Below are 25663 nucleotides of genomic sequence, written 5' to 3'. Positions count from 1 at the left end.
CGGCGTGCTCAGCTAGATTGTAAGTGTTTGTGGCGGACAGACAGGGATTCGAACCCTGGAGACGGTCTCCCGCCTACACACTTTCCAGGCGTGCGCCTTCGACCACTCGGCCACCTGTCCGTGGGCGCGGTTTAGCCGCAACTGGCGACCGATTGCAAGACCCTAGACCACACAAACCGCACATCTCTTGTATCCCGTGCTGCATCGCCGCATATTGGCGTGCGAACGATGGAAAGCGACCCAAGATGACCCCCCAACGCCCCGGCTTCAACACCAGCCAAACCGATGCCCGCGTTGATCTTTGGCGTATTCAGACCGGCGCGCTTGTGATCATTGCATTTGCCGTGGTGTTGTTCCTGCTGGTGCAGGCACGGTTTATCCTGATTTCACTTGCGACTGCGATCATTCTGTTCAGCCTGACAAGTTCGGTGATCAACTTCATCGCGCGTCAGCACTTTGGCCCGTTTCGTGTCCCGAATTTTGTGGCCAGCATCGTGGCCCTGTTGTTGATCGCGACCGGCCTGCTGACACTGTCCGGCATTTTGCTGGCGCAACTTAACACCGTGCTTGTTACCACACTGACTTATGCCGAACGCGCGCCTGTCGCACTTGCATCGCTTTTCGCATGGATGGGCGAGGATACGCAGGCTTCTGTCCTGAACGCGCTGCAATCGGTCGAGGTGACAGGCTACATCCGAACTGCCGCCAGTGGCGCTGGAAACGTGACGCAGGCAGCCGTGCTCGTGATCCTGTTCGTTGGCTTCCTGTTTGCAGAGCGGATCTGGTTCGGCACCAAGCTGACAAACTTTGTCGGTGATCCCGCACAGGCCGAGCGCGTGGGCAAGATCATCAATTCGATCATCCGCCGCGTGAACTATTACCTGCTGGTCAAAACAGCCGTCAGCGCCATCACGGGCGCGATGGTGTTTGTCGTGGCGCAGTATTTCAACCTACAACTTGCGGTCGCGATTGGCGTGCTGACGTTTGTGCTCAATTACATCCCCAATGTCGGCTCGATCATCGCCACCGGCATGATCGCGCTTGTCGCCCATGTGGAGCTTGGCGATCCCACGACCACGGCAGTGATCTTTGTCGTGGCCGGCATGATCCAGTTTATTAACGGCTCAGTCATTGATCCCATGCTGATGGGACGCGCCTTGCGCCTGTCGTCCTTTGGTATCTTGCTCAGCCTTGCATTCTGGGGTGCTGTCTGGGGCATTCCCGGCATGTTTCTGTCGGTCCCGATCATGGTGATGATGCTGGTGGTATGCAGCCATGTGCCGGCCCTGCGCCCCATCGCCATCCTGCTATCGCGTGAGGGACTGCCTGAATCCGAAAAGATGCTTGATGCAACCGAGCGTGATCTTTTCGGCCAAGGCTAGTGTGTTAACCCGCCTGTTCGCGGTCCTGTGACACGGCGATAAAGGCAAGTGCCGCGGCAAATTCCGTGCCCGCCGCAATCAGGATCGCAAAACTGGCCACACCATCAATGAAAGCCATGATGCCCGTCGTTGCGACACCGGCAAAGGCCACGGCGATCCCCAAACACATTGTCCGGCGCAGCGGTGAAGGTGGCGCATTGCGCGCCAAGTAGAACATCAGTCCCAGCCCCAGCAGGATCGGTGCCATTCGGCGACCCAAAAACTGCGTACCGGTATCCGCAGCCACGCCGTAGGTCACGGTGTAAAGGCCCACATCCACAAACCACATAACCGACAAGGCCACGCAAAATGCGGCCAAAACCATTGCAACAAGTTTGAAAGTCATGGGCGTCCGTCCTGATCCGCGACCGAAATAAGACCCGTCGGGTCATTGATAAAGAAGTGGCTGACGTCTTCGGCAAAGTACTGATAACTATCCGCGTTGATCAGCGCGTCGGACGCATCACGGGCGGCCATATCGCTGCACACCTGCCGCGAATAGCAAACGTCATCTGTGCCCGCGACCCGGAAAAAGTGGCTGATTTCATGGATCATGGTCCCCTCGCGGGTGCCGTTTTCGCTTTTGGGGTCACCGGGGCTTAGCTGCGTCATGGTGGGCAGGGTGAAGAAATTGGGACACAGGTGCACCAGATACGGCTCGTCCGGATAGACCCATGCATAGGTATCCCGTTCGCAGCCGTCAAAACCAACATTGTCACATTGCGCGGTGATCTGGCCTGTGCGGATCGCGGTCACTACGGCCTTGAGGTTGCGCCGCACCAGTTCGCCGTTGCGGAGTGAGAATTTTCCAAACCAGCGTTCATAGATATCATTGTTCCCGACGTTCGCAGCAGCACGCAGCGCAATCGCCTTTGATCCTGTCAGGGCGTCACCGACGATGGCCTGTTCGGCCTTGGTACAGCTGGCAAAGGTCTGCGCGGCGGCTTGGGTGCCGACACACAAACCCAACGCGATGATCAGGCCGAGTAGGCGCATCGTCACTCCTCCAGATGAAGATAGACCCGCCGGTTCTGACGGCCCTTCTTTTCGATCTTTCCCAACCTGACGCGACCGATCTCTTGGGTCAATGCGACATGGGTGCCGCCGCAAGGCTGCAAATCGGCGGTGTTTTCCCCCTCGCCAATGCGCACCAGTCTGATCTGACCGGCCCCGCGTGGCGGTGCCACAGACATGGTTTTGACAAGACCGGGGTTGGCATCAAGATCGGCTTCGGTGATCCATTCGCTATGGACCGCAAAGTTGCAGGCGATCAGATCGTTGAGCGTTTTCTCAACGGTTTCCTTGTCTTCCAGCGCGTCGGGCATGTCGAAATCCAGCCTGCTTTTGTCCGGTCCGATCGACCCACCGGTGACTGGCAAAGGGATGACGACCGACAAAAGGTGCAATGCAGTGTGCATCCTCATATGGCGATAGCGCCTGTCCCAGCTGATGTGCTGCGTGACGCCTGTGCCAATCGCAGGCAGGCCAGCAGGCTCTGCGGGGACAAGAACGATATCCCCGCCCTGCCCTTTGACCGCCACCGCGATCTCGATCTCGCCGCCGTCCCAGACCAGACGACCACTGTCGCCGGGCTGGCCGCCGGATGTGGCGTAGAACAGCGATTGATCCAGAACGATTCCGCCTTCGTCGGTGATTTGCGTCACCTTGGCCGGTGCTTCGCGCGCGTAGGCATCCTCAAGGAAAAGCGGTTTGGTCATGTCTCCCCCTCTGCCCCGTCTGCCGGGGCATCAAAATCGGTTTCGTCCAAATGGACACCCGCCTCACGCGGATCTTGTCGCGCCCCGGGTTGCGACGCATCCGCCACAGGGCGCAGAACCTCACCGTTGCGCAGCCACAGGTCGCGCTGCGGGAACGGAATCTCGATCCCCTCTTCCGCAAAACGGCGGGCAATCTCGAAGTTCATTTCCGACTGCGTTGCCAGCACAAAGTTCACATCCCGCAGGATTGCCCGTATTTCAAAGTCAAGGCTGCTGGCCCCGAACGCCATGAAAAGGATCGATGGCGGCGGCGTCATCAGCACCATGGGATGCGCCTCTGCAATTTCACGCAGGATGCTTGTGACCTTGTCCACGTCAGACCCGTACGCCACGCCCACCGGCACGATCACGCGGCCCACCAGATTGCCACGCGTCCAGTTTGTAACCTGATTGCTCACTAGATCGGCGTTGGGCACAATCACATCTGTCCGGTCAAACGTTTCGATCCGCGTCGACCTGACCGAGATATCGCGCACATAGCCCATTTGCCCGCCAACCTCGATCCAGTCGCCTTCACTGACAGGGCGTTCGATCAACAGGATGATGCCCGAGACAAAGTTGGATACGATGTTTTGCAAGCCAAAGCCGATCCCCACAGACAGGGCACCCGCGACAAAAGCAAGGCTCGACAAATCAATGCCCGCACTGGTGATCGCGACAATCGCTGACAAGCCAATACCGATATAGCCAAAGCCGGACACGACCGCATTCTGTCCACCCAGATCAAGACGAGTGCGCGGCAAAACCGTTGTGCGCAGCGTGCCCTGCACAAGCCGGGTCAGCAGGTAGCCGATGGCAAACGCGATCACGAAGGTCATAAAGTCGGTTGGCGACACACGCGTATCGCCAAGGCTGAACCCTTCACGAAAACGCGCCCAGACCTCTAACAATTCAGACAGGCGCGCCCCCCAAATCAGCGCCAGAATCGGCAGGGCCACGATCAATAGCACGAAGCCGATCACAACGGGCATCAGCGCCTCGGTTTGCCGGCCACGCGCACGCGCCCAGACCGCGTAGATATCGTTCACAAGCCGCTGGAGGAAAATCACGATGCCCAGCACGGCCAGCGACATGATGGTGGGCAAAATGACCCCTTGGGCCCCTGCCGAAAACCCAAAGGCTGCAGCGACGGGTGCGCCAATGGCGACAGCCTGACAGAACTGGCCAAGGATGCCGCGGATGCGGCCCTGCTGTTGTTGTCCCTCAGGCATGTCCGCCATGGGGGCGCGGCGCAAAAGTTGGCCCAACCGGAACAGGATCAGGCCCAACACAACGATGATCGGGAAATTGGCAACGGCAAGTGCTGTATCATCCACCGATCCGTGGCTGAGAAGCGCCAGCAGCAAAGTCCACACGGCAGTCACCCACGCCAGCAGTCTGGCATAGAACCGCGCGCTGGCACGGGTCTCGGCATCATAGGCCAGAAGACCGGGTGCATTATCCAGCGGGAAGAACTGAAAACTCAGCCAACGCCCCACGATAATCAAAAGACCCGCGGCAGGCACGGCACCAAATACTGCGGCACTGCGCACGCCCGACGGATCAAGCGTGAAGATCGCCAGCGTCAGGGCGACAAGGCCGATGATAGGCAATACAAGCTGCGCCAAATTGTGCAAAAGCGACCGCATCGTGACCGGTGTTTGCTCTCCGTCTGCAATCGGATGTTCTTGCGCCAGTCCGCGCCGATGCCGAAGTAAAAGTATAAACGCCACGGCGGCATAAAGGACCAGCAGCGGCAGCTTGGTCAGGAAATCGCCGGTGACAACGTGGTTTCGCACAGCGCTGACCATCTCGGCCGTCATATCAAGCACGCCCTGCCAGATCGCGGCCCCCCCTGCGGACCAGACTGCGGGGTTCAACGGGCTTGGCCCCTGCACCAAAAGCTGTTCTGTCTCGCGGTTACGGATCAGCGCGTCAATCTCGCTGATCAATCCGTTGGCGCGGGCAAAGCCTTCTTCGACCAAAAGCTGTGGCGCGCGCAGTTCGGCCTGCAAGGCTGTCAGGGTCGCGCGGCGGGTTGCGATCGCTTCAGGCTCTTCCTCGCCCTCGGCTGGTGGTTCGCCCAAGGCGGCAAGCTGGGCGGCAAGTGTCTCCAAGCGGCCCGCGTTCGCCCCTAGCAAACTACTGAAGGCATCGCGCCACTCCACCAACGCCTCGCGCTGGCGGCTGAGCGCAAAGCGAGAGGCAACATCACGCAGGACCAGCTCTTCGGCGCGGCCTGCAACCTCGTCCCACGCCGCGTAGTCAGGCGAAAATGCATTAAAGTCAGGCAGATCGGATATCGTGCCGTTGACGGCCACTACGGCGGGCGGCACCGTTTCATCGGTTAGCGCGTCAGCGGGAGCGTCCGCATCCTGCGCGACAGCAAATGTCGTGATCAAAGCCAGACACAGCCCCGCAAACAGTGACCACAAAACAGACTTTGGCATCACGCGCCGCATCAGCTGTCTTCGAAAACCGTGGGCAGGTTGGCCGGTTCACGCGCCAGCCATGACGGCACCGGCAATCCTTTTTCGCGCAAGAATTCGGGGTTATACAGTTTTGACTGATAACGCGTGCCGTAATCGCACAGGATCGTCACAATCGTATGCCCCGGCCCAAGGTCTTTTGCCATCCGCATCGCACCGGCGATGTTCACGCCAGATGATCCGCCAAGACACAGCCCTTCGTTCTCAAGCACGTCAAAGACAATCGGCAGCGCCTCGGCATCAGAGATGTTGTAATTGAAGTCAGGCGTCAGCCCTTCAAGGTTCTTGGTAATGCGCACCTGACCAATACCTTCGTTGATTGACGACCCTTCGGTCATCTTCAACTCGCCATGTGCGTAATAGTTATAAAGCGCGGCACCATCGGGGTCTGCCAGACCGATCTTCACGCCCTTGGGCTGCAACGCCTCGGCCACACCGGCAAGTGTCCCGCCAGAGCCGACAGCACAGATAAATCCGTCAACCTTACCGTCTGTCTGCGCCCAAATCTCTGGGCCTGTCGTCTCGATATGCGCCTGACGGTTTGCCACGTTGTCAAACTGGTTGGCCCAGATGACGCCTTCGTTGGTACTGCGTGCCAGCTCTTTGGCCAGACGCTCCGAATAACGCACGAAATTGTTGGGGTTGCGATAAGGGGCCGCAGGCACCTGCACCAGTTCCGCGCCCGCCAGCCGCAGCATGTCCTTCTTTTCTTCCGATTGCGTCTCGGGGATCACGATGACCGTTTTGAACCCCATCGACGCACCAACAAGTGCGAGCCCGATGCCCGTGTTGCCAGCCGTGCCTTCAACGATTGTGCCACCGGGTTTCAACTCCCCGCGGGCAATCGCATCTTTGATGATGAAAAGCGCGGCACGGTCCTTTACCGACTGGCCGGGGTTCATAAACTCCGCCTTGCCCAGAATGGTACATCCCGTGGCGTCCGACGCGCCGCGCAGCTTGATCAAAGGTGTGTTGCCGATGCTGGCAGCAAGATCGGGGTTCATCTGCATGGGGTCTGGCCTTTCATTGGTCTTGTTCGTGTGTAGGACCCAAGCAGGCCGAACTCAAGCGGTGGCACGCAAGCGCTGCCTGTTTCGATCCAGCCACAAAAGCATGGCCACGGTCGGCCCGACATTCGCCTCTCCGCTGGCGATCAGGTCAAACGCCTGCTTGAACGGGATGATGTGAATGCGCAGGTCTTCATGCTCTGTCTCAAGCCCGCCGGTATATGTATTTGGCTCCGGCAAGGACGCCAGCGCAAGGTAGCAGTTGAAATAGTCAGTCGTATTGCCAGGTGAGGCATAAAACGAAAACATCTTTTCCAGCGTCGTGTCGTCCAGACCGGCTTCTTCAAGGGTTTCGCGCCTTGCCGCATCCTCTGGCGTTTCACGACCGTCCACCATGCCCGCCACTGCCTCAAGAGACCACGGATTGCGATCACCCCGTGCCAGCGGCCCCATCCGGATCTGTTCAATCAGCAAGACAAGATCGGTTTCAGGGTCGTATGGCAAAACAATCGCAGCATCGGTGCCGTAAAAACACTCACGGGTCAGTTCCGGCGACATGCCACCGCCAAAAACGCTATGGCGCAGCTTGATCTGGCCTGCCTTGAAGAACGCACCCCAAAGCGGTCCGCTTTCCGTGACTTCAAAGGTGCCACCATCATGGCGGACGGTCGCCGGAATATCGCTTTCAGCGGCGCGCACACGGGCCGCGGCGCGGGTCTCGATCATCCCCCATTGCTGGCGCAGCGCCTCTTCCGACAGGGGCGGATCGTAGCGCCCGATTTCGACAGCCGCCTCGCGGGACACAGGCGCAAGCGTGTCGGCCCATGATTGCAGCGACCAGTCGTCATCGGTGGCGGCAATGGCAGGATCAGGATAATAGGCAAGCGCTGCAACATCGCCCGTTTGCGTGTTCACCGTGACTATCCGGGCGCGATATCCAAACGGCGCCTCGTATCGGTCAAGCCGGATCATGTGCTGGTCTGTCACGTCTGTCAGCAACAGCCCCGCACACGCGAAACCTTCTGCCTTGGCCAGAAACGGCAGATTGGCCTCGACCTGCCGCACCACGCGGTGGTCTTGCAATGTCGCCTCTTGAACGGGCAGATCGCCACCGACGATCCGCTGCCGCAGCACCGTGTCGCGCAAGGTCCCGTACAAAAAGACCGTCTGCATCTAGGAAAAGCGCTTTCCGAAAAACTCAGCAAAGAGGCCCGCAGCAATGCCCCCGACCACGATGATCGTGCCCAGATCAGGTTGCGCAAACCGCAAAGCGTATTCGCCCATCAAAGCAAACACATCCACGACAGCCTCGACCGGTCCGTCGTAGCGACGGCGCATGGATTTTCCAATCATGTCGCCAAATGACAAAAGGAACAGCATCCAGAACAGGATGGTCACCGTGCCGGTGATCCCGTTGCTCAGGCCCGAGGCGTATCCGTCGCCTGTGCGTTTGCCAACCACAACCCAGCCCGTGAATATGCCCGCCACAACACCTAGCGGCACCCAATATCCCGGCGTGCGGCCTTCTTCGAAAAACTGTGCGGCGTATGTCGCGATATACCATCCGAAAACGGCGAATGCGACGGCCCCTGCAAGGCGTCCGGCGGTTGGCATGGGTCTGCTCCCTCTTGATGCATCCCCTGCCGTGCTTGTCGCAAAGAGGCGTTAGTGCCCCTTGGTCAGGGTGATCTGCGTTACGTCACAGTTTCCGCTATGAAACGTGGCCGCGCAAGAGGTGAGATAAAAGTTCCACATCCGCTTGAACCGCTCGTCAAAGCCAAGTGCCGCAACCTGATCCCATTTGTCGTTGAAGGTCTCGTGCCAGCGCCGGAGCGTGATCGAATACCCTTCGCCAAACTCGATGGACTTTGCGACGGTCAACCCGCCCTTTTCGGCTACCTGACGCAGAATTTTCGGGCTGGGCAGCATGCCGCCGGGAAAGATGTATTTCTGGATGAAATCAGGCCCGCGCTTGTACACATCCCAACGGCGGTCAGCCACGGTAATGATCTGCAAAGTCGCGTTCTTGCCCGGCTTGAGCCGGTTGCGCACGGTTTCGAAATAGATCGGCCAATATTGCTCGCCCACAGCTTCGAACATCTCGATGCTAGCGATGCCGTCATAGCTGCCTGTCTCATCACGGTAGTCTTGCAGCTTAAATGTCACCTTGTCGGAAAGGCCAGCCTTTTCAATGCGTTCTACAGCGTAGTTATACTGCTCTTCACTGATGGTCAGACCCGTCACCTTTAACCCGCGCTCTGCTGCGGCATATTCAGCAAAACCGCCCCAGCCACAGCCGATCTCCAGCACGTGATCGCCGGGCTGTGCGCCCATTTCATCAACCATGGATTTGTATTTCAGGCGCTGTGCGGCCTCAAGGCTCTCTTGTCCGGCGTCGAACTTGGCCGATGAATAGGTCATCGTATCATCAAGCCACAGACCGTAAAATTCATTGCCCAGATCATAATGATAGCTGATGTTCTTGCGGGCCTGCTTTTTGGAATTGGACTGCATCCAGAACCGCATTCTTTCATAAGCGCGGACAAAGAACTGGCCGGGAAATCCGTCATAAATGCCTTCAGCACTATCGTCGTGGATCATATCCATGAAGGCCATAAGGTCCGGCGTGCTCCACCACCCATCAAGATATCCTTCGCAAAATCCCATGTCGCCGTCACGGATCGTGCGCGCAAAAAGATCGTCGTTATGGATATGAATTTCCGCTACATGCCCCGATTGGTCACCCTCGGCGCGGAAATGCCGCCCGTCAGGCAGCACAATATCCACGCGGCCACGGTTCATTGTCTTGATCACATCAAAAATGGCAGCAAAATAGCGAGGCAGGTTTTTTTGCCCCTCGGTCGTGGTCAAGATCATGGGTCGCCCTGTATTTTTTTCATGGCCGGTTCAGAACCGACTGTTGCACAAGATATTAATCTTTCGATCAGGGAAGTCACGCAGACTGGCCCAAATAGTTTCAGGAGCGGCGAAATGGGCTACATGACAGGCGGAATTTATCATCTGGGTGACCCGCCGTCCTCTGATCAGGGCGGTACATTCGAGCGCGCGAAAAGCACGATGCGGCACTGGATCACCCCTGACGGCGCGGCAGGTCCGACAGGAGATGCAGGTTTTACCCCCGATCACGACCGCTATCACCTTTACGTGGCGTGGAACTGTCCTTGGGCGCATCGCGCGCTGCTGGGGCGCGTGCATTATGGGCTGACCGATACCATCGGCGTGTCTTATGCCCGCCCGAACCGGACCGATCAAGGATGGGTCTATGACGCCGATGGCCCCTTCAGCGATCCCCTGCGCGGCGTGCGTGCCGTGCACGAGGTCTATAGCGCCGACCCTTCGAAATACACCGGACGCCTGACCGTGCCTGTCCTGTGGGACAAACAAAAGGGCCGCATCGTCAGCAACGAAAGTGCGGATATCTTGCCCATGCTGGGTGCCTTCGATAGTGACGCGGATGACCTTTATCCGGCGCATCTGGCGGACGACATAAAGACATGGAACGACCTGATCTACCGGACCGTCAACAACGGCGTCTACCGCGCGGGCTTTGCCTCAACGCAAGAGGCTTACGCAGACGCCGCGACCACCCTGTTCGAAACGCTGGACAAGATTGACGCCCATCTGGCCACCCACCGCTACCTGTGCGGTGACACAATGACCGAGGCCGATGTCAGGCTATTCCCGACCCTTGCGCGGTTTGATGTGGCCTATCACTACGCCTTCAAATGCAACCTGCGTAAAATCAGCGACTACGCCAATCTTTGGCCCTATGCGCGTGCCTTGTATCAACGCGACGGCTGGGCCGAGACTGTCAATTTCGACATCTACAAACGTGGCTACTTCAGCCCGTCGGAAAAGCGCAATCCGCTTGGCATCATTCCTATCGGTCCCACTGTTGATTGGTCAGAAGTCCCTGTCTTTGTAGGCCGCTAGCGCCCGCTCGCGCCCGTCAGACGGGCTCACGATCGGATCGGGATAGTCGTCATTGGGCTCCATGTGCCAGCTTTGCGGAATGGCGTCGAAATAGGACAGAGCGGTCTTTGAAGGATTGCTGTATTCTTCAGCAATCCACATCCGGCGATAGGTGCCGTCACGGTCAAATTTTTCGACCTGCGTTTCAGGGTTGAACACCCGGAAGAACGGCGTCGCATCCGGCCCCGATCCCGCCGACCACTGCCAGCCCATCGCGTTGCTGGCCGGATCCCAGTCGATCAGGCAATCCTCGAACCACGTCATGCCAACCTTCCAGTGGGTCATCAGGTGCTTGGTCAGGTAGGACGCCACGATCATCCGCCCGCGATTGTGCATGGTTCCTGTCACATACATCTCGCGCATGGCCGCATCGACAAACGGCAGGCCCGTGCGTCCCTGCTTCCACGCCTTGATCTCGGCAGCGCGCTCGTCGTCCTGCCACGGAAAGGCATCCCAATCTTCTTTCCAATTATCCGTTTCAATGCGCGGCGTGTGGTGAATCAGGTGATAGGCAAACTCGCGCCAGACCAGCTCTTTGAGGAACACCTCCGCGTCCTGTTTGCCATCGTGCAGCGCCCGCCAACCCGCATGCCAGCATTTCAACGGGCTGATCTCCCCGTAGGTCAGGTTCTCGGACAGGCCCGATGTGCCGTCCACGCCGGGAATATCGCGTTTGGTTTTGTAATCCGCCACGCGGTGCGCGATGAACGCGCCCAGCCGGTGGCTCGCAGCCGTCTCGCCCACGGTGCAATGCGGCAGCACCACATCATGGCCGCGCTTCATGTCCGCCCCCATCTGCCAGTCATCCAGATTGTCACTGTCAGGCCAACTGTCAGGCGCGGGAATCTTACTCGGGCTGGACAGGCTCTCCGCCAGCTCGCGGTCCCGCACAGCTTTCCACATGGGCGTGTAAACCTTGTAAAACCCACCGGTTTTTGTCTCGACCGTCCACGGTTCAAACAACAGGTGTCCGGCAAAGCTTTCCGCCTCCACCTCGTCATCCTTCAACGCAGCTTTCACCGCGGTGTCCCGCTCTTTCGACGCCCCGTCATAAAGCCGCGACCAATAAACGGCCCCAGCGCCTGTTTCCTCGATCACATCCCGCAAAACATCCAGCGCCTGTCCTTTGCGCAGGATCAGCTTGCTGCCAGCCTCTTCCAGCGATTTGGCCAGTGATCCCACCGACAGACCCAGCCGCATGCGCGCGGCAGCACCCTGCCCGTCCACTACCTCATCGTGGATGAAAAGCGGCACAACAGGCCGCCCGCTTTCGCAGGCCTTTGTCAGCGCGGGATGGTCACCCAACCGCAGGTCGCGGCGAAACCACATAATGATCGGGGATTTATCTGACATCGGCGCACCTTTCGTTTCACCGGCCACAACCTAGTGCGGCGCAGGCAACGACAAACCGCGCCTTTGCATCATTTTGCCAAAAATACTCAAACTAAGCCGCGCAAGCGGCTCAAACCACCTGATCAAGCGCATCCATCAGATGATCAACCTCGGCCTTGGTCGTGTAATGGGTGAACGACAGCCTTAACACGCCGACCTCTGGATCAATTCCCATCGCCTTCAGTGGACGCTGTGCATAAAAATCGCCGCCACCCGCCATGACACCTAGCGGGGCCAGTTTAGCCGCCAGTGCCTCAGCGCTGCCTTGCGTGGCCAGTGCCACCGTGGGCGCGCGGCGGTCCGCCGTGGCGGGACCGATCAAGCGCACGGAGTTTTTCGCGCTCACATGATCCAGCAGCGGCTGTAGCAAGGCCACTTCGGCCCCGCGCATCAGATCGTGGGCATGCCGCGCTGCCCCAGCCCCCGTGCCGCCGCCATGATGCACACTCAACGCATCCATGTAATCGGCCATACCCGCCGAGGCTGCAACCTGCGCGTGGTCCGGTCCTGCAGGCGTGAACCGCTTGTAAAGGCTGTCGCCGTTAAAATGGTGCCCCTGATTGGGCAGGTCCATCCCGAAATCCTCGCGGATCGCCATGATCCCCTGATGGGGTCCATAGGTTTTGTAAGCGCTGAAGAGATACACATCGCACCCCAGCGCACCCACATCGGGAAACCCGTGCGGCGCGTAGGACACGCCGTCGACCACGACACGCGCCCCGCCTGCATGCGCGCGCTTGGTGATTTCGGCCACGTCATTGATCTCACCCACGACATTCGAGCAATGTGGGAAAACCACCAGACACGCCTTGCCATCCAGCAACCGGTCCAGCCCATCAGGGTCCAGATGCCCCGTTTCGGGATCGATCTGCCATTCGCGCACCTCTACGCCATCCTCGGCCAAACGCCGCCACGGGCCGGAGTTTGCCTCGTGGTCCTGATTGGTGACGATAATCGCCTCACCGGGTTTCAGCCATTTGCGTACGGCTTGTGCCAGCACGTATGTGTTTTGCGTTGTGGACGGTCCAAACGACACTTCATGCGTGGCGACCCCCAGCATCTGCGCCAGCCGCACCCGCGCCTCGTCCATCTCCTCACCGCCAAGGCGCGAGGCATCATAGTCGGCATAAGGCTGCACTTTGCGTTCAGTGTAAAAACGCGTCAGCCGGTCCACGACCTGCCGGCAAGTGTACGACCCGCCCGCATTCTCAAAAAACGCCTGCCCTTGCAGCGGCGCTGCGTCGAAAGCGGGAAACTGGGCCCGCACCCATGCAATGTCCAATGTCATGGGGCCACCCAAACGAAAAAGGCCCCGACGCGCAAGCATCGGGGCCTTTCAATTTTCTGGTCCAACCGATTATTCGGCAGGTGCAGTCCCGATCGGCGTATCGACGGTCACCGCAGTGACGCCAGCCGCGTCGCGACGCGTGTCGTTGAACACGGCTTTCAGTAACGAGATACACATCAACGCCATCACGATCGAGAACGGCAGCGCGCCGATCACCATCGCTGTCTGGATCGCGCCCGTGCCGCCCGAGATCAGGAGTCCGCCAACCACAAGCGCCAAAGCAGCACCCCAGAACAGGATGTGTGGACGTGCCTTTGGACCTTCGTCGCCTGCCGCATTGATCGTGTTCACGATCAGCACAGCGGAGTCAGCCGATGTCACAAGGAACGTCATCAGCAGGACAACGATCAGAACCGCCATGCCCCACGCCAATGCCTCGGCGATGGGCGACAACATGAACTCGGTCATCGCAAAGATCTTGTCACCGTTGGCCGCTCCAAAGATCACGCCATCTGCGCCACCGTTAAGCTCCAGATCAATCGCTGTGCCACCGGCCCAAGCGAACCAGACAAAGCACATCAGCGCAGGCACGATCATCGCACCCAGCACAAATTCGCGGATTGTCCGACCACGCGAGATGCGTGCAAGGAACAGACCCACAAACGGTGCGAACGCGATCCACCAGGCCCAGTAGAACACCGGCCACCAGCCCTGCCACTGTGCCAGCAAGAAGGATTCCGATCCCTCGGTGCCGTCAGAGACAAAGACATTAAAGCTCATCCACGGCAGCGCCTTGAGGTATTCCCAAATGCCCACGAAGAACGCGTTTACGCCGAACCATGTCGCACCGAAGATGATGAAGAACGACAGCAGGACAATCGACAACACCATGTTGATGTTCGAAAGCCACTTGATGCCCTTGCCCACACCTGACAGCGCCGACAGTGTCGATGCACCCATGATGAACAGCAGCGCCACGACGATACCAACCGTTGTGGCCGACCCGTCTTCCATGACCAAACCGCTGATGCCGATCCGGTTCAGACCAGCCACGAATTGTTCCACACCAAAGCCAAGCGTTTGCGCCACACCAAGGATCGTCGCAACCACAGCCACGATGTCGATCAGGTTCCCCAAAGGACCCGACAGCGCCTTACCGAACAGCGGTGTCAGCGAAGAACGGATCGTCAGCGGCAGACCACGACGATAGCTGAAGAAGGCCAATGCCAGACCGGCAATCGCATAGGTCGACCACGCACTGAATCCCCAGTGCAGATAGGACCACTGGTATGCGTTCAGGATATTATCCTCAGCACCACCGGTGGCTGCGCCCTGAATGACCTGCGGGTTGTTCTGAAAATGCGCGACAGGCTCGGCTACGGCCCATGTCAGCATGCCAACACCGATACCCGCGCCGAACATCATCGAAAACCACGAGAAGTTTGTAAACTCGGGCACTTCGTGATCCGCGCCCAGCTTCATACGGCCAGCGGCAGGCCAAAGGGCAAGGATCAGACAGGTGATGACGAAAGCGGCCACGACCCAGATGTACCATGACGCGAAAACATCAAGGATGACGGCATTCCAGTCACCCAGAACCGCACCCGCTTTGATCGGCCAAATGATACACCAAACAGCGAGCACGCTGATGATGATTTTACTGATCACCGCGACGTTGACACTGAAACCGCTGTAAAAGCCGGAATCAGCCGTCTTGATCGGAAGATCCGATAAAGGTGGTTTGATTGCCATGTTGTTTGTCCCCTGTTTGTTTATTATTGCGCAACTATAAGGGCAAACCGCGGCATGATAACCCACTATTATGCGCAATCGCCTTCGCAAACGGCCCATGACGTGACGATTTGGGACATTTGAAACAACGCGGGCACCGCGGCTTGTGACCACGACGCCCGTTGATTTTGAGCGATTCCCGCCGTTGCCGGTCAGGCGTTTACGTCAACGACCACGCGGCCTTTCACCTGACCTTTGAGAATGTCGCGCCCCAGCTGTGGCAAGTCGGACAGCGTGGCCAGTTGCACCATAGCCTCCAGCTTATCCATCGGCAAATCCTGCGCGATCCGCTGCCACGCGCGCACGCGGTTGTCGTAGGGCTGCATGACGCTGTCGATGCCCAGCAGGTTCACACCGCGCAACAAAAACGGGATCACGGTCGCAGGCAGACCTGCGCCACCTGCCAGACCCACGGCACTGACAGATGCGCCGTATTTCATCTGCCCCAGCACCCGCGCCAGCATGTCACCGCCCACGGCATCCACGCAACCTGCCCATGTCTCCGCCTCAAGCGGGCGTTTGGTGGTCTCGTTGATCTCTTCGCGTGCCACGATCTGCGTGGCGCCCAGATCCTTGAGGTAATCAGACGTTTCCGGTCGTCCTGTGACTGCAGCCACCTCGTGCCCAAGCTTGGCAAGGATCGCTGTCGCAACCGATCCGACACCGCCGGCGGCACCGGTGACCAGAACCGGCCCGTCCTTGATCCCGTGATCCTCCAACGCCATGACAGCCAGCATCGCGGTAAAGCCTGCGGTGCCAACGGCCATCGCCTGACGTGTGTCCAGTCCATCCGGCAGCGGCACCAGCCAATCGGCCTTCACCCGCGCCTTTTGCGAATACCCACCCCAATGCGCCTCGCCCACGCGCCAGCCTGTCAGCACAACCTTATCGCCCGCCTTGTAGCGATCGTCGTCCGACGCCTCGACAGTGCCTGCAAAATCGATGCCCGGGATATGCGGATAATTCCGCACAAGGCCCCCGCCCGGCCCGATGCACAGACCGTCTTTGTAGTTCACAGTGGAATATTCGACAGCAACCGTCACCTCGGCCTGAGGCAGATCATCCAGCCCGATCTGCTTGACCTCTGCGGCTGTCTTGCCCTCGTCGTTCTTGGTGACCATCAAAGCGTTGAACATCGTCTTTCTCCTTGCATCATTTTGCCAAAAATACTCCCGCCGGAGGCTCCGACGGCAGCCACTGGCGCTAAATCCAGAATTCGTCTTGTACGGTGGCCTTGCGCATCCCGTCCGGTGTTTCGACTTCCAGTACGGTCCCCGCATCCCAATGCGTCATCCGCACCATCCCAATCGCCACGTTTGTTTCGAAATCAGGCGAATAGGCAGCAGACGTCACATGCCCGCGCAGCTTTCCGCCTGCATAGATCGGCCAGGCACGGTCACAGCGGCCAATCTCGCCCTCAATGGCAATCGGACGCACTTGTTTTGCAGGGCCTTCCTTGGCCACACGCAAAAGCGCATCGCGTCCGACGCAGCCGATCGCCGTTTGGGTCGAACAGAACCGCCCCAGCCCGCATTCGTGCGGCGTGTTATCGCGGTTCATGTCGTTGCCGTAGGACAGCAACCCGCCTTCGACCCGCTCAATCCCGTTGGGACAGCCTGCACGGACATTCAAATCCTCGCCCGCTTTGAACAGCGCATCCCAAAGCGGCATGCCGGTGTCCCAATCGTTCATGTAGATTTCAAAGCCGCCCTGTTTGGAATAGCCCGAGCGCGCGACGATCATGCTGTGGCCTTCGAAATCAAACCAGCCGTAGCGGAAGAACCGCAGCTTGGTGACATCTTCGCCAAACACCCGCGCCATCAGCTGATCCGCCTTCGGCCCCTGCACGGCCAGCGGCGATACATCAGGTTCATCCACCATCACATCAAGCCGATAGCCGTAGGCAAGCCCCTTCACCCAAAAGAGCAGATCGCTGTCAGCAATGGAAATCCACCAGTGGTCTTCGGTCAGCTTCAGCGCCACAGGATCGTTCAGCATGCCCCCTGTTTCATCGACAATCGGCACGTAGTAACACTGCCCCGGCAACATGCCCCGCAGATCGCGGGGTGTCAGCATCTGCATCAGGCGCGCCGCATCGGGGCCACGCAATTCAACCTGACGCTCCACCGCGACATCCCAGACCTGCACGTGGTCTTTTAAATGACGATAATCGGCTTCTACGCTCTCAAACACTGTGGGCAGCAACATGTGGTTGTAGATCGTGTAGGCCGACACGCCAGCGCGTTCGACACCTTCGGAAAACGGCGTGCGGCGCAACCGCCGCGAGGGTGAAATCAGTGCCATATCGCGGCCTCCTTGCCAGCAACGGGCCGCGCCTTTAGGCTAAACAGACCCAATTTCAGGGTATTGAACCCAAATTTCTTTTGAACGGAGCAAAATTTATGCAAACCAAACTGACCGCCTGTGCCAGCCTTCTGTGTGCCTGTCTGTTGGGCCAAAGCGCCACGGCCGACGGACACATCGACCTGACCGATCCCAATGCCACCGCCGTCGCCGTGATCGAGGCGTTTCGCGCCAAGGATGGCCCTGCCTTCGGTCCCTTGGTGAACGAGGTGAACGCCCGCTTTGCCACGATGGTCGCCGATATGCCCGCCGATGATCCCGAATGGGATGATCTGTTTTCCAGCTGGCGCCAGCAGGGACTGGACGTGTGGGACGGTACGATCCTGCCTGCCAAACAGCGCGGCGATGATCCGATGACCCTGACCGTACCGTTTGCGCTCAGCTCCAACGACGTGGGCCAGCCGTTGTCGCAAACGGAATGTGCGGCCCCTTGCCGGTATCTGGTGATCGTCCTGACCCGCGATAGCGAAACGGACACCACATGGGGGTTTGAGGATATCAACGGGCGCGATCTGAGCGCCTACGACGCCGACCCCGCCTTCAACTGATCCCCCCAGACGCGCCATCAGGTGTCAGGCATGAACGGAATGTCGGTGTCGGTGGGCTTTTGCCCGGCGGCGGTCAACATGGCATGAACCTGACCGCGATGGTGCGTCTGGTGATTGAAGAAATGCACGATGCATTCCTGCTTTGACTTCACCATATCGCGCTGCATCGCGCCCGAATACCATGACAGATCACCGACCAGATCGACGCTGTGCAACCCATCGGCCCACGTCGTGATCCGCGCGTCGGTCTGAAACCGCGCCAGCGCCCAATCAACGGCATTGGCCTTGTAGGCGGTGCTTTCGGGGATGCCTACGGTTGGCGCATCGCCACCATCAAAGCGGCTCATCCAAAGCTGGTCACCCCAAAGCAGATGATTGAGCGTCGCAAAGATACTGCCGAAAAACGCGCCGCGGTCTTCACGTAACGCATCATCGTCCATCGCCTCAACAATCTTGCGCAAGCCCTTGTTTTGCCACGCATTGTAGCGCGACATCATTTGACAATACGCCGGCGTGATCACGGCTTGGGGCCTTTCCAGTCAATCGGACAAATCTCGGCTGACTTGCCGCCAAAGTCCCAAACGCGCCCATAATCGCGCACCTTGGACTTCGTGCCTTGGGCGGCAATGATATCGGGGCCCATCCAGTACTGCGAATTGCTGACCATGACCGGATGATCCTTGTCCTTGCCGGTCATCATCTCGATCTCGCCCTGAATTTTGCGCCCGATGTAGATGCCGCGCTTGGTGCCATCGCGCACGATCTCGACCTTCTCGCGCTCTGCCCCGATGATCTCGGACACCAGCATGGTGAACAGGCCCGTTGTGCCGCCAGCGGCCCCGCTAAAGATTTTGAGGATGCCGTTATAGGCTTTCTGCGTTGACCGTTCGTCCACATAGGCCGCAACGCGCCAGTTGCCCTCAGCCATGCGACCCGGAATATCCACGAGCAGTCCGACATTCAGACCCGACAGGTCCTCGCCCTCGAAATGGCCCTCATCAATCGCGATCGCCATCCATGCGTGGCAGTGCCCTTCGGTTGGAGGGTGCGCGCCCAATGAAACCACACATGGGCAGAACACCGTGCATGAGCAGTTCAGGAACAGCTCGCCCTTGATCGCCCAGTCGGTCGGGTTTTTCTTACGGCGCAGCGGGTTGTTTTCCATCCGCTGGTCAATGCGCTGCGAGATCGGCAGCCTGTCGGCGGGTGCCCTTTGTTTGTCAGCCATAGTGTCGCCCTTTCCTTACAAGGTGGTCCAAACAGCCAATGCGATCCCTGCTGCAATCAGCACGAAACCCGCAGGCTTTGTCAGACGATGCCCGATCTGGGGCAGTTTTTCAAAAATCATGAACAGTGTCGCCAGCCCCATCCAAAGCAGGCTCATCACGCCGCCGACGAAACCCAGCGCCATAAAGCCCCAGCAGCAACCCACGCAGAACGCGCCAAGGCCCAGCCCCATGCGCAACCCGCCTGAAAATCCGGTGCGCCAGTGGCCCAGAAAATATGTCATCGGGGAATGGCAGACGCCGTGGCAAATCTCTTTGGCACGGGTGAATTGGAATGCCCCCACCACGATCAGCAGCGCCGCCGCGAAATAGCCGTTCGTTGCGATCCCCAGCCCGTCCACGACGTTGCCAGCAATCAAAGCAACCTGCACGGCCGAAATCAGGGCGGCAAAGCCGATCCACGTGATAAAGTAGCCAAGCAGCACACCCAACCAGCCCGCGCGCGTGCCGTCAGCGCTTACCATCAAGGCTTCGTAGTTGCGCAAAGTTGGGATCATCGTCGGCAACATCATCGCAGCCATCATGATCGCCCACATCGGGAACAGCGCCCCGAACGACAGCATCGGCATCATGTTCATGCCCACAGGACGGCCAATCACATCAACGCCCGACATCCGCGCCATCATGAACATCACCGCCCAAGCCGCGAGAATACTTGCGAAAAACGCAATCCAAAGCGCCGTGCGCATAACGTATGGTGCGGGTGAAGTTGTCACGCTAGATCGCCTCCCTACGACTCAGGTCTTGCTAAATCATATGTCAGACGTTTAATTGTCTGACAATTAAAAACAGGCATGCGCCGTGAAAATCGACCCCGACAGTTCAACCGACCTCTCTGCCCAGATCGCAACCGCAATCCGCGAGGCGATTGTGTCTGGTGCGATGCCGGTTGATGAACGCCTTCCATCGGAATCCGAACTGGCCGAGCAATTTGCAGTATCCCGCTCCACCGTGCGAGAGGCATTGAAGCGGCTGGCGGCACAATCGCTGATCCGCACGCAGCGCGGGGCCACAGGTGGCGCATTCGTCAACCGGCTCCGGTTTGAGGATGCATACGGCCAGCAGATAACCACATCCACCCTACTGTTGTCGATGAACGCCGTCAGCTTTCAAACCGCCTGCGAGGCGCGTTATGCCCTCGAACGCGCCTGCGCTCCGCTATCTGTGCAACGCCGCACCGCCGATCATCTGGCCACCATGCGGGCCGAGGCACACCGTCAGGCGCAACCCGGTCTGACGGACGAGGCCTTTTGCGCCTCCGATGTGGCCTTTCACCGTGCGCTTGTCGATGCGGCTGGCAATCCGGTGCTGTCGTATCAACTGGCTGGCGCGGTAGAGGCGATGCAACCGTTGATGAACATGATCACATTCTCTGCCCGTTCGCGCGAAACCATTGTCGATCTGCACACCCGCATCGCTGATGCTGTTGAGGCCGGCAACGCGCAAGATGCCGACACCCTGCTGTCTGACCTTGCGACCTATACCGAAGACCTTGCCAAAAGCGTTTTCGCCGCTCGTCTTGCCAAGCAACCCAAACAATGATGCTTGCAGGTGCCATTGGCGGTGATAACGTCTTTTCCAAATTCACCTGACGGGAGACAGATATGACTTTTGCTAAATTTCTCGGCGCGGCATCCGCGCTGACACTTGCCACTGTGGCCAACGCACAGGACGCCGATCTGCTGGTGTTCGATTATTCCGGCTTTGAAGAGCCGGTTTACCACCAGCCTTATGTCGACATGCACGGCGCCAGCCCGACCTTTGCGTTCTTTGGTGACGAGGACGAAGCGTTCCAGAAAATCCGCGCAGGCTTTCAGGCCGACGTATCCCACATCTGCGCAGGGTCTGTGACCAAATGGGAAGAAAGCGGCATTATCGAGCCTTGGGACACATCCAAGCTGACCGCCTATGACGATCTTGATCGCAACCTGACCGGCGCACAGGTCGGCGACGGTGAAGGCGATGTGTTCTTTATCCCCACCGATTTCGGCTCAACCGCGATTGCTTACAACCCTGACGAAGTGCCAGCCGAAGACGTTGCATCGCTCAACGTGTTCAAGAACCCGGCCTATGCGGGCCGCATGACCCTGCCCGACAACGTCGATGACGCCTATGCGCTGGCCTATCTCGCCACCGGCGTTACCGATTGGTCCGAAGCCACAGATGAGCAGTTTGAGGCCGCATCCAACTGGCTGCGCGAAGTGCACCCGAACCTGCGCACCTATTGGACCGACCCCGGTGAGCTGGCGCAACTGCTGGCATCAGGCGAAATTCTGATCAGCTGGGCATGGAACGAAACCTATCCCGCGATGGTCGACGAAGGCCGCCCGATTGCGTTCCAGCGCGAAGCGACCGAAGGATCGTCACTGTGGTTGTGTGGTTACGTGAACCTTGCCGATGCCCCCGGCGACGAAGACAAAGCCTATGACTACCTCAACGCGTTCCTGTCAGAAGCATCGGTCGTGCCGCTGCTTGATGCAGGATATGGCTCGGCCAACGCGACGGCCCTGACAGCACAGGTCAGCGAAGAGGATCTGGTCGCTTCCGGTCTGGGTCAGATCGACGTGCCCGTTCTGGCGCAACTCCCCATGTCAAACGAACGCCGCGAACAGCAGAACGAAACCTTTGAATTGATCAAAGCCGGTTTCTAATCTGACGCACTGCGCTACTTAGTGAAAGGCGGCACGGGAACGTGTCGCCTTTTGCCGTGTTAAGGCCAACAAGACACTTCGTCGCCGCCAATTAAAGGACACCGACGCCATGATCGACATTATCAACATTGCCTTTGCCCTGTTCAGCATCGCGCTGGGGGCTGTTAGCCTGATCAGCCCGAAATACGCGATGTCCACACTGGACCTTAGCGATGGCGGCTCAACGATGGGCATGTCCGAGGTGCGTGCCGCCTCTGGTGCCTTGTTTATCGGCATGGGTGTGGGCGCGATGATCCTTGCGACACCCGCCGCCTACGCCATGATCGGCTTTTGCTGGGGCGGTGCGGCCATCGGGCGTCTGACGTCGCTGATGCTGGACGGCAAGACCCAGAAAAAATGGATCTTCTTTGCCTGCGAGGCCGGTCTTGCCGCGGTATCGCTTGCGATCAATCTTTGATCGCCGCCTATTCGTGGTTCCAGTCAAAAACAAAGCTTTCGCTATAGCTTGACCAGCTTTGCGTTGTGATCCCGTTCACGGTGGTGCCAAGGTATGCATCCAGTCCCTGAATGCCGATCACGCGCACGGTGCCGCCATCGGCCTCAATATAGCCGACGTGAAGCGCTGCTGTGCAGATGTCGCTGTCGGATGTGTAGGGGTCACTGCCCCACACGCTTCCCTCATCGGGGTTCGCGGGACAGTCGCAGGTCACATAGGTCTCGCCTGAGGGAAAGCCGTTGCACAGGTTCTCGCTTGATGCCGTCTCAACCGCAGGCGTGTCTTTGGTGCGGCGCACGTCGATGCTGAATTCATAGCTGCCCCAATTACTGGTTGTGACGCCATTGGCCTCTGACCCCTGATAGCTGTCCTGCCCGGGCCTGCGGATCACAATCACCGGGCCGCCAGCCGTTCCGATAACGCCCGCATGAACGCCAGCGGCACAAATGGCGCTATCGGCAGTATAGGGCCCGCTGCCCCAGACCGAACCAGAGGCAACGCCCGCCGGACAGGTACACCGCAGCGACCGCGCATCGTCGGGCATAATCCCGCATTCCGGCAAATCCTGTGCCGCTACCGCGCCGCCTGATACGCCGAAACCCACTGCAAAAACTTTGACAAACCCTCTCATGGTGAAACCTCCTGAATGCACTTATCTTCAATATGCACACAGCCTAGCACAAAATCAGGCCATCCAAAGACAGGATTTCCGCACCCTGTCCGCCACCACCACCCTTGTCATGGCAGGGCGTTGCGCCTATCTACCAAGTGTCCTTCGGGACTATGGACATAAACGCGCTCATAATAAGCGGATCGGACCCGGGGGCGGTACCCGGCGTCTCCACCAATCAACCTTCATTTGGGGTCGGATGGGGACGAAATAGGATCGACGAACGTGTAAAAGGGATTGCTTTGTTTCGGTGAGTTACCACCGTTATCGGTACGATTAGTATAGTTGCAAATGACAACAATGCTCCGGCAATGGCAGTCGCAGCGTAAGCTGTGAATGTCGCCGAAACTTAAGCCCCTAGGCCTAGCCGCTTAGGGCGGGGTTTGCAGGTACCTGGCAACAGAAACCTGCGCTTTCCCCGTTAAATCGCTATTGCTTCCCTCAAATCGTAACCCGGTTTTTCAGTTTTCCCTTGTGAGGCAGAACCGCAGCATCTCCTTGCCTTCCAGGCGTGGCTTTTTATTGTGGCGACGTTTCGGTTGCGTGGGCAATCGGAGGTCATACTTAAAAAACGGAACCCGAAATATGCGTGATTTCTTTATTAGATCATTGGAAAAACTTATCGGCCTTATCATCGTTTTGATGATTATCGGCCTTATTATAGGTGTCATTGCCATCGCAATGGGAGGTGGCATGGGTCCCTACGGACAGGGTGGCGGCATCGTGCCTGCGCTTTTATTCCTTGTCTTTGGCGGTCTGTACATCGTGCTTATTGGCGGGTTCATGTATCTGGGAGTCGGCATATACCAAAACACGTTGCGCACCGCGCAAGCACTCGAGGCTGGTAAAACCGCTCGCTGATTAGTTTTGGCAAACGCGAAAAGAACTATGGCCGTCTGCTGAAGCAGGCGGCCTGTTCTATTTGTTCCAACCGGCCACCTTTTCCATCTTGCGCTCTGATCGCTTGCGCCGCACCATCGTCGATATGTTACGCCGGATACTTCTTGCGACTATTTGCGCTTTGCCCTTTCAAGCAAGCGCTTGTGATACTGCACTTGTCTTATCAATTGATGTTTCGAACTCAATCGATCCGGCCGAGTATCGCTTGCAAGTAGACGGCATGGCCGATGCGCTGGCAGACCCCGAGATTGTTGATGCGATGGTGTCAGGCGATGTGGCTATCGCAGTGATGCAATGGTCCGGTGAAGATCGGCAGGCCGTCAGCATCCCGTGGCGCCAGATCCGCACATCTCTTGACGCCGAACAGCTTGCCTTTGACGCGCGACTGATGGAACGGGCCTTTGTCCTGTCGGACACCGCTCCGGCAGAGGCGATCTATTTTGCTCTGGATATGTTCGCAGATGCGCCGCGCTGTGATCGTCAGGTCATTGATGTGTCTGGCGATGGCACACCGAACGCAGGCGCAGACAGCAGGCAGGCGCGCAATGATGCCGAACGGCGCGGCGTCACGATCAACGGCATAGCCATCGAAAGCATGGGGCTTGCGATCACAAACTTCTATCAGCGCGCGATTATCACGCGGAACGGTTTTGTCATCACGGCCCGCACGCACCGCGAATATCCCGAAGCGATCCGCCGCAAGATTATCCGCGAACTCAGCCGCGTGCTGGGCTAGGTCCTAGTTGGGGCAAGCCGCCACATCGCCAACAACCTCGCCGATATAGCGAAAGTCGTTCGACAAGAACCGGTAGGTGTATTCCAGATCGTATTCAGCAATGAGCGTGCGAATAGACGTCTGGTTACAGATGTTCGACTGCACGAGCTGGCGCTGCTCGGCCATCAGGCCAGGCACATCGACATCACGATAATCTGCCGCCGTGGAATAGTAATATTTCACGTTCAGCCGTTCGATGGTGAGATTATCAAAGTTGATCGTCGCGTCCTGCGTGCCGCCCTGCGCATTGCGATCCCGCGCGATCTTTTCAAAGAAGGCCACAACCTCTTGCTGCTCTGGCGTCAGCGGCTCTTGGCTGTCGATGGAATCGTCAGTTTGCTGGATGATTGCGTGAATGCGGTCTGCCGCGCCTAGCTGCACGGCGGTGCCAGCGGCACGTGTCACTTCAATCGCGGGTGCAGGCTGGTCTGCGGTAAAGACGGCTGGCTGCTGGGTCGGTGCAAAAGCGGCTGGCGTGACAGTCGCCTCTTCCGGCGGCAGGGTGACAAACCACATCATCCCGCCAGCGGCGACGGCCCCAACGCTGATCATGCCAACGGCTTCAAAAAACTTACTCATAATGCTCTCCCCAGAGGTCGCCGCGTTGTCGCGATCTATGCCGCGATACAATATGTCGCGGTTTACTTCGATTTGGCTACCACGATCAGCGTCTTTTTCACAACCGATTCGCAAGATCGGCCCGCGCTTTTGCAGTAACTGCGGCAGCCGCGCCCTTGACCGTGCCTTTGCATCGGGCCAAAACAGCGCCATGGGGTCCGCGACGCGCCCTCGTGAGGCTTCGGCCAGCCGCTCGCATCCACTGACACTTCAGAAA

General features: G+C 58.5%; 26 protein-coding genes, 1 tRNA gene and 1 other RNA gene. 9 read left to right on the top strand and 19 right to left on the bottom strand.

All coding sequences use genetic code 11. From position 1 onward, the window contains the following. Positions 1 to 30 precede the first annotated feature (30 nt). Positions 31 to 120, bottom strand: a tRNA-Ser gene (locus V8J84_RS13120). Positions 121 to 245: 125 nt separating this feature from the next. Here V8J84_RS13120 and V8J84_RS13115 point away from each other — a divergent pair. Then, entirely contained in the window at positions 246 to 1382 is a 1137-nt protein-coding gene (locus V8J84_RS13115; RefSeq protein ID WP_339931846.1) for an AI-2E family transporter, read from the top strand. A gap of 4 nt (positions 1383 to 1386) precedes the next feature. Here V8J84_RS13115 and V8J84_RS13110 read toward each other — a convergent pair whose 3' ends face one another. From V8J84_RS13110 to V8J84_RS13075, 8 genes are read right to left on the bottom strand one after another with little or no spacing between them, the layout of a single operon-like run. Then, entirely contained in the window at positions 1387 to 1767 is a 381-nt protein-coding gene (locus V8J84_RS13110) for a hypothetical protein (RefSeq protein WP_339931844.1), read from the bottom strand. Then, positions 1764 to 2417: a M35 family metallo-endopeptidase gene (locus tag V8J84_RS13105; RefSeq protein ID WP_339931842.1), complete on the bottom strand. Its 654-nt coding sequence runs from the start codon at positions 2415 to 2417 to the stop codon at positions 1764 to 1766. The genes V8J84_RS13110 and V8J84_RS13105 overlap by 4 nt, the downstream gene beginning before the upstream one ends. A gap of 2 nt (positions 2418 to 2419) precedes the next feature. Next, a complete protein-coding gene (locus V8J84_RS13100; protein ID WP_339931839.1) occupies positions 2420 to 3139 on the bottom strand; it encodes an alanyl-tRNA editing protein in 720 nt (239 codons plus the stop codon). Continuing rightward, positions 3136 to 5628, bottom strand: a complete 2493-nt coding sequence (locus V8J84_RS13095; protein WP_339931837.1) for a DUF3772 domain-containing protein — start codon at positions 5626 to 5628, stop codon at positions 3136 to 3138. Before V8J84_RS13095 ends, V8J84_RS13100 begins: the two co-directional genes overlap by 4 nt. Before the next feature lie 11 nt (positions 5629 to 5639). Continuing rightward, the gene (locus V8J84_RS13090; RefSeq protein WP_339931835.1) at positions 5640 to 6677 is read right to left on the bottom strand and encodes a cysteine synthase A; all 1038 of its coding nucleotides are present in this window, start codon (positions 6675 to 6677) and stop codon (positions 5640 to 5642) included. A 54-nt stretch (positions 6678 to 6731) separates the two neighbouring features. Next, the gene (locus V8J84_RS13085) at positions 6732 to 7847 is read right to left on the bottom strand and encodes an NUDIX domain-containing protein (protein ID WP_339931833.1); all 1116 of its coding nucleotides are present in this window, start codon (positions 7845 to 7847) and stop codon (positions 6732 to 6734) included. Beyond that, positions 7848 to 8288 (bottom strand): TrgA family protein, encoded by a 441-nt coding sequence (locus V8J84_RS13080; protein ID WP_339931831.1) that lies wholly within the window; start codon positions 8286 to 8288, stop codon positions 7848 to 7850. A gap of 51 nt (positions 8289 to 8339) precedes the next feature. Then, positions 8340 to 9551, bottom strand: a complete 1212-nt coding sequence (locus V8J84_RS13075; protein ID WP_339931829.1) for a cyclopropane-fatty-acyl-phospholipid synthase family protein — start codon at positions 9549 to 9551, stop codon at positions 8340 to 8342. A 114-nt stretch (positions 9552 to 9665) separates the two neighbouring features. Here V8J84_RS13075 and V8J84_RS13070 point away from each other — a divergent pair, with 114 nt between their 5' ends. Continuing rightward, the gene (locus tag V8J84_RS13070) at positions 9666 to 10628 is read left to right on the top strand and encodes a glutathione S-transferase family protein (RefSeq protein ID WP_339931827.1); all 963 of its coding nucleotides are present in this window, start codon (positions 9666 to 9668) and stop codon (positions 10626 to 10628) included. Here the strand turns inward: V8J84_RS13070 and V8J84_RS13065 are convergent. The 5 genes from V8J84_RS13065 to V8J84_RS13045 form a co-directional block, all read right to left on the bottom strand. Next, positions 10599 to 12020: a cryptochrome/photolyase family protein gene (locus V8J84_RS13065; protein ID WP_339931825.1), complete on the bottom strand. Its 1422-nt coding sequence runs from the start codon at positions 12018 to 12020 to the stop codon at positions 10599 to 10601. The genes V8J84_RS13070 and V8J84_RS13065 overlap by 30 nt on opposite strands. Positions 12021 to 12129: 109 nt before the next feature. Further along, positions 12130 to 13347 carry an aminotransferase class V-fold PLP-dependent enzyme gene (locus tag V8J84_RS13060; RefSeq protein ID WP_339931823.1) on the bottom strand — a complete coding sequence of 406 codons (1218 nt, stop codon included), beginning with the start codon at positions 13345 to 13347 and terminating at the stop codon, positions 12130 to 12132. Between the two features lie 69 nt (positions 13348 to 13416). Beyond that, a complete protein-coding gene (locus tag V8J84_RS13055; protein ID WP_339931821.1) occupies positions 13417 to 15099 on the bottom strand; it encodes a BCCT family transporter in 1683 nt (560 codons plus the stop codon). A 191-nt stretch (positions 15100 to 15290) separates the two neighbouring features. Next, positions 15291 to 16274 carry an acryloyl-CoA reductase gene (acuI, locus tag V8J84_RS13050; protein WP_339931819.1) on the bottom strand — a complete coding sequence of 328 codons (984 nt, stop codon included), beginning with the start codon at positions 16272 to 16274 and terminating at the stop codon, positions 15291 to 15293. Between the two features lie 67 nt (positions 16275 to 16341). Then, positions 16342 to 17442, bottom strand: coding sequence for a dimethylsulfoniopropionate demethylase (locus V8J84_RS13045; RefSeq protein WP_339931817.1), 1101 nt, complete (start codon positions 17440 to 17442; stop codon positions 16342 to 16344). Between the two features lie 98 nt (positions 17443 to 17540). Here V8J84_RS13045 and V8J84_RS13040 point away from each other — a divergent pair, with 98 nt between their 5' ends. Further along, positions 17541 to 18050, top strand: coding sequence for a hypothetical protein (locus V8J84_RS13040; protein WP_339931815.1), 510 nt, complete (start codon positions 17541 to 17543; stop codon positions 18048 to 18050). Between the two features lie 17 nt (positions 18051 to 18067). On the opposite strand, the gene V8J84_RS13035 is transcribed toward V8J84_RS13040, so the two are convergent. Genes V8J84_RS13035 through V8J84_RS13025 form a run of 3 tightly spaced genes read right to left on the bottom strand, consistent with a single transcriptional unit; the run spans position 18068 to position 20025 of the window. After that, positions 18068 to 18544, bottom strand: coding sequence for a DinB family protein (locus V8J84_RS13035; protein ID WP_339931812.1), 477 nt, complete (start codon positions 18542 to 18544; stop codon positions 18068 to 18070). Positions 18545 to 18567: 23 nt separating this feature from the next. After that, entirely contained in the window at positions 18568 to 19278 is a 711-nt protein-coding gene (locus V8J84_RS13030; protein WP_339931810.1) for a DUF1326 domain-containing protein, read from the bottom strand. Positions 19279 to 19293: 15 nt separating this feature from the next. Continuing rightward, complete coding sequence (locus tag V8J84_RS13025) at positions 19294 to 20025, bottom strand: DUF2182 domain-containing protein (protein WP_339932066.1); 732 nt, start codon at positions 20023 to 20025, stop codon at positions 19294 to 19296. Positions 20026 to 20137: 112 nt separating this feature from the next. Here V8J84_RS13025 and V8J84_RS13020 point away from each other — a divergent pair, with 112 nt between their 5' ends. The 3 genes from V8J84_RS13020 (at position 20138) to V8J84_RS13010 (ending at position 22444) form a co-directional block, all read left to right on the top strand. Next, a complete protein-coding gene (locus tag V8J84_RS13020) occupies positions 20138 to 20878 on the top strand; it encodes a FadR/GntR family transcriptional regulator (RefSeq protein WP_339931808.1) in 741 nt (246 codons plus the stop codon). Positions 20879 to 20940: 62 nt separating this feature from the next. Beyond that, the gene (locus tag V8J84_RS13015) at positions 20941 to 21987 is read left to right on the top strand and encodes a polyamine ABC transporter substrate-binding protein (protein WP_339931806.1); all 1047 of its coding nucleotides are present in this window, start codon (positions 20941 to 20943) and stop codon (positions 21985 to 21987) included. A gap of 109 nt (positions 21988 to 22096) precedes the next feature. Continuing rightward, positions 22097 to 22444, top strand: a complete 348-nt coding sequence (locus V8J84_RS13010; RefSeq protein ID WP_339931804.1) for a DUF4345 family protein — start codon at positions 22097 to 22099, stop codon at positions 22442 to 22444. 7 nt (positions 22445 to 22451) lie between these two features. On the opposite strand, the gene V8J84_RS13005 is transcribed toward V8J84_RS13010, so the two are convergent. Beyond that, positions 22452 to 23114 (bottom strand): LCCL domain-containing protein, encoded by a 663-nt coding sequence (locus V8J84_RS13005; RefSeq protein ID WP_339931802.1) that lies wholly within the window; start codon positions 23112 to 23114, stop codon positions 22452 to 22454. A gap of 100 nt (positions 23115 to 23214) precedes the next feature. Between V8J84_RS13005 and ssrA the strand changes: the two genes are divergently transcribed. From ssrA to V8J84_RS12990, 3 genes are all read left to right on the top strand, one after another. Further along, positions 23215 to 23567: a transfer-messenger RNA gene (gene ssrA / locus V8J84_RS13000) on the top strand. 171 nt (positions 23568 to 23738) lie between these two features. Further along, on the top strand, positions 23739 to 24014 hold the full coding sequence (locus V8J84_RS12995) for a hypothetical protein (protein WP_339931800.1): 276 nt from the start codon (positions 23739 to 23741) through the stop codon (positions 24012 to 24014). Between the two features lie 124 nt (positions 24015 to 24138). Continuing rightward, a complete protein-coding gene (locus V8J84_RS12990) occupies positions 24139 to 24789 on the top strand; it encodes a DUF1194 domain-containing protein (RefSeq protein ID WP_339932064.1) in 651 nt (216 codons plus the stop codon). Between the two features lie 3 nt (positions 24790 to 24792). Here V8J84_RS12990 and V8J84_RS12985 read toward each other — a convergent pair whose 3' ends face one another. After that, positions 24793 to 25407: a hypothetical protein gene (locus tag V8J84_RS12985; RefSeq protein WP_339931798.1), complete on the bottom strand. Its 615-nt coding sequence runs from the start codon at positions 25405 to 25407 to the stop codon at positions 24793 to 24795. Between the last annotated feature and the right edge of the window lie 256 nt (positions 25408 to 25663).

The organism is Yoonia sp. 208BN28-4 (assembly GCF_037543925.1).
Classification (GTDB): domain Bacteria; phylum Pseudomonadota; class Alphaproteobacteria; order Rhodobacterales; family Rhodobacteraceae; genus Yoonia.
This window is presented reverse-complemented; position numbering and strand designations above follow the sequence as displayed.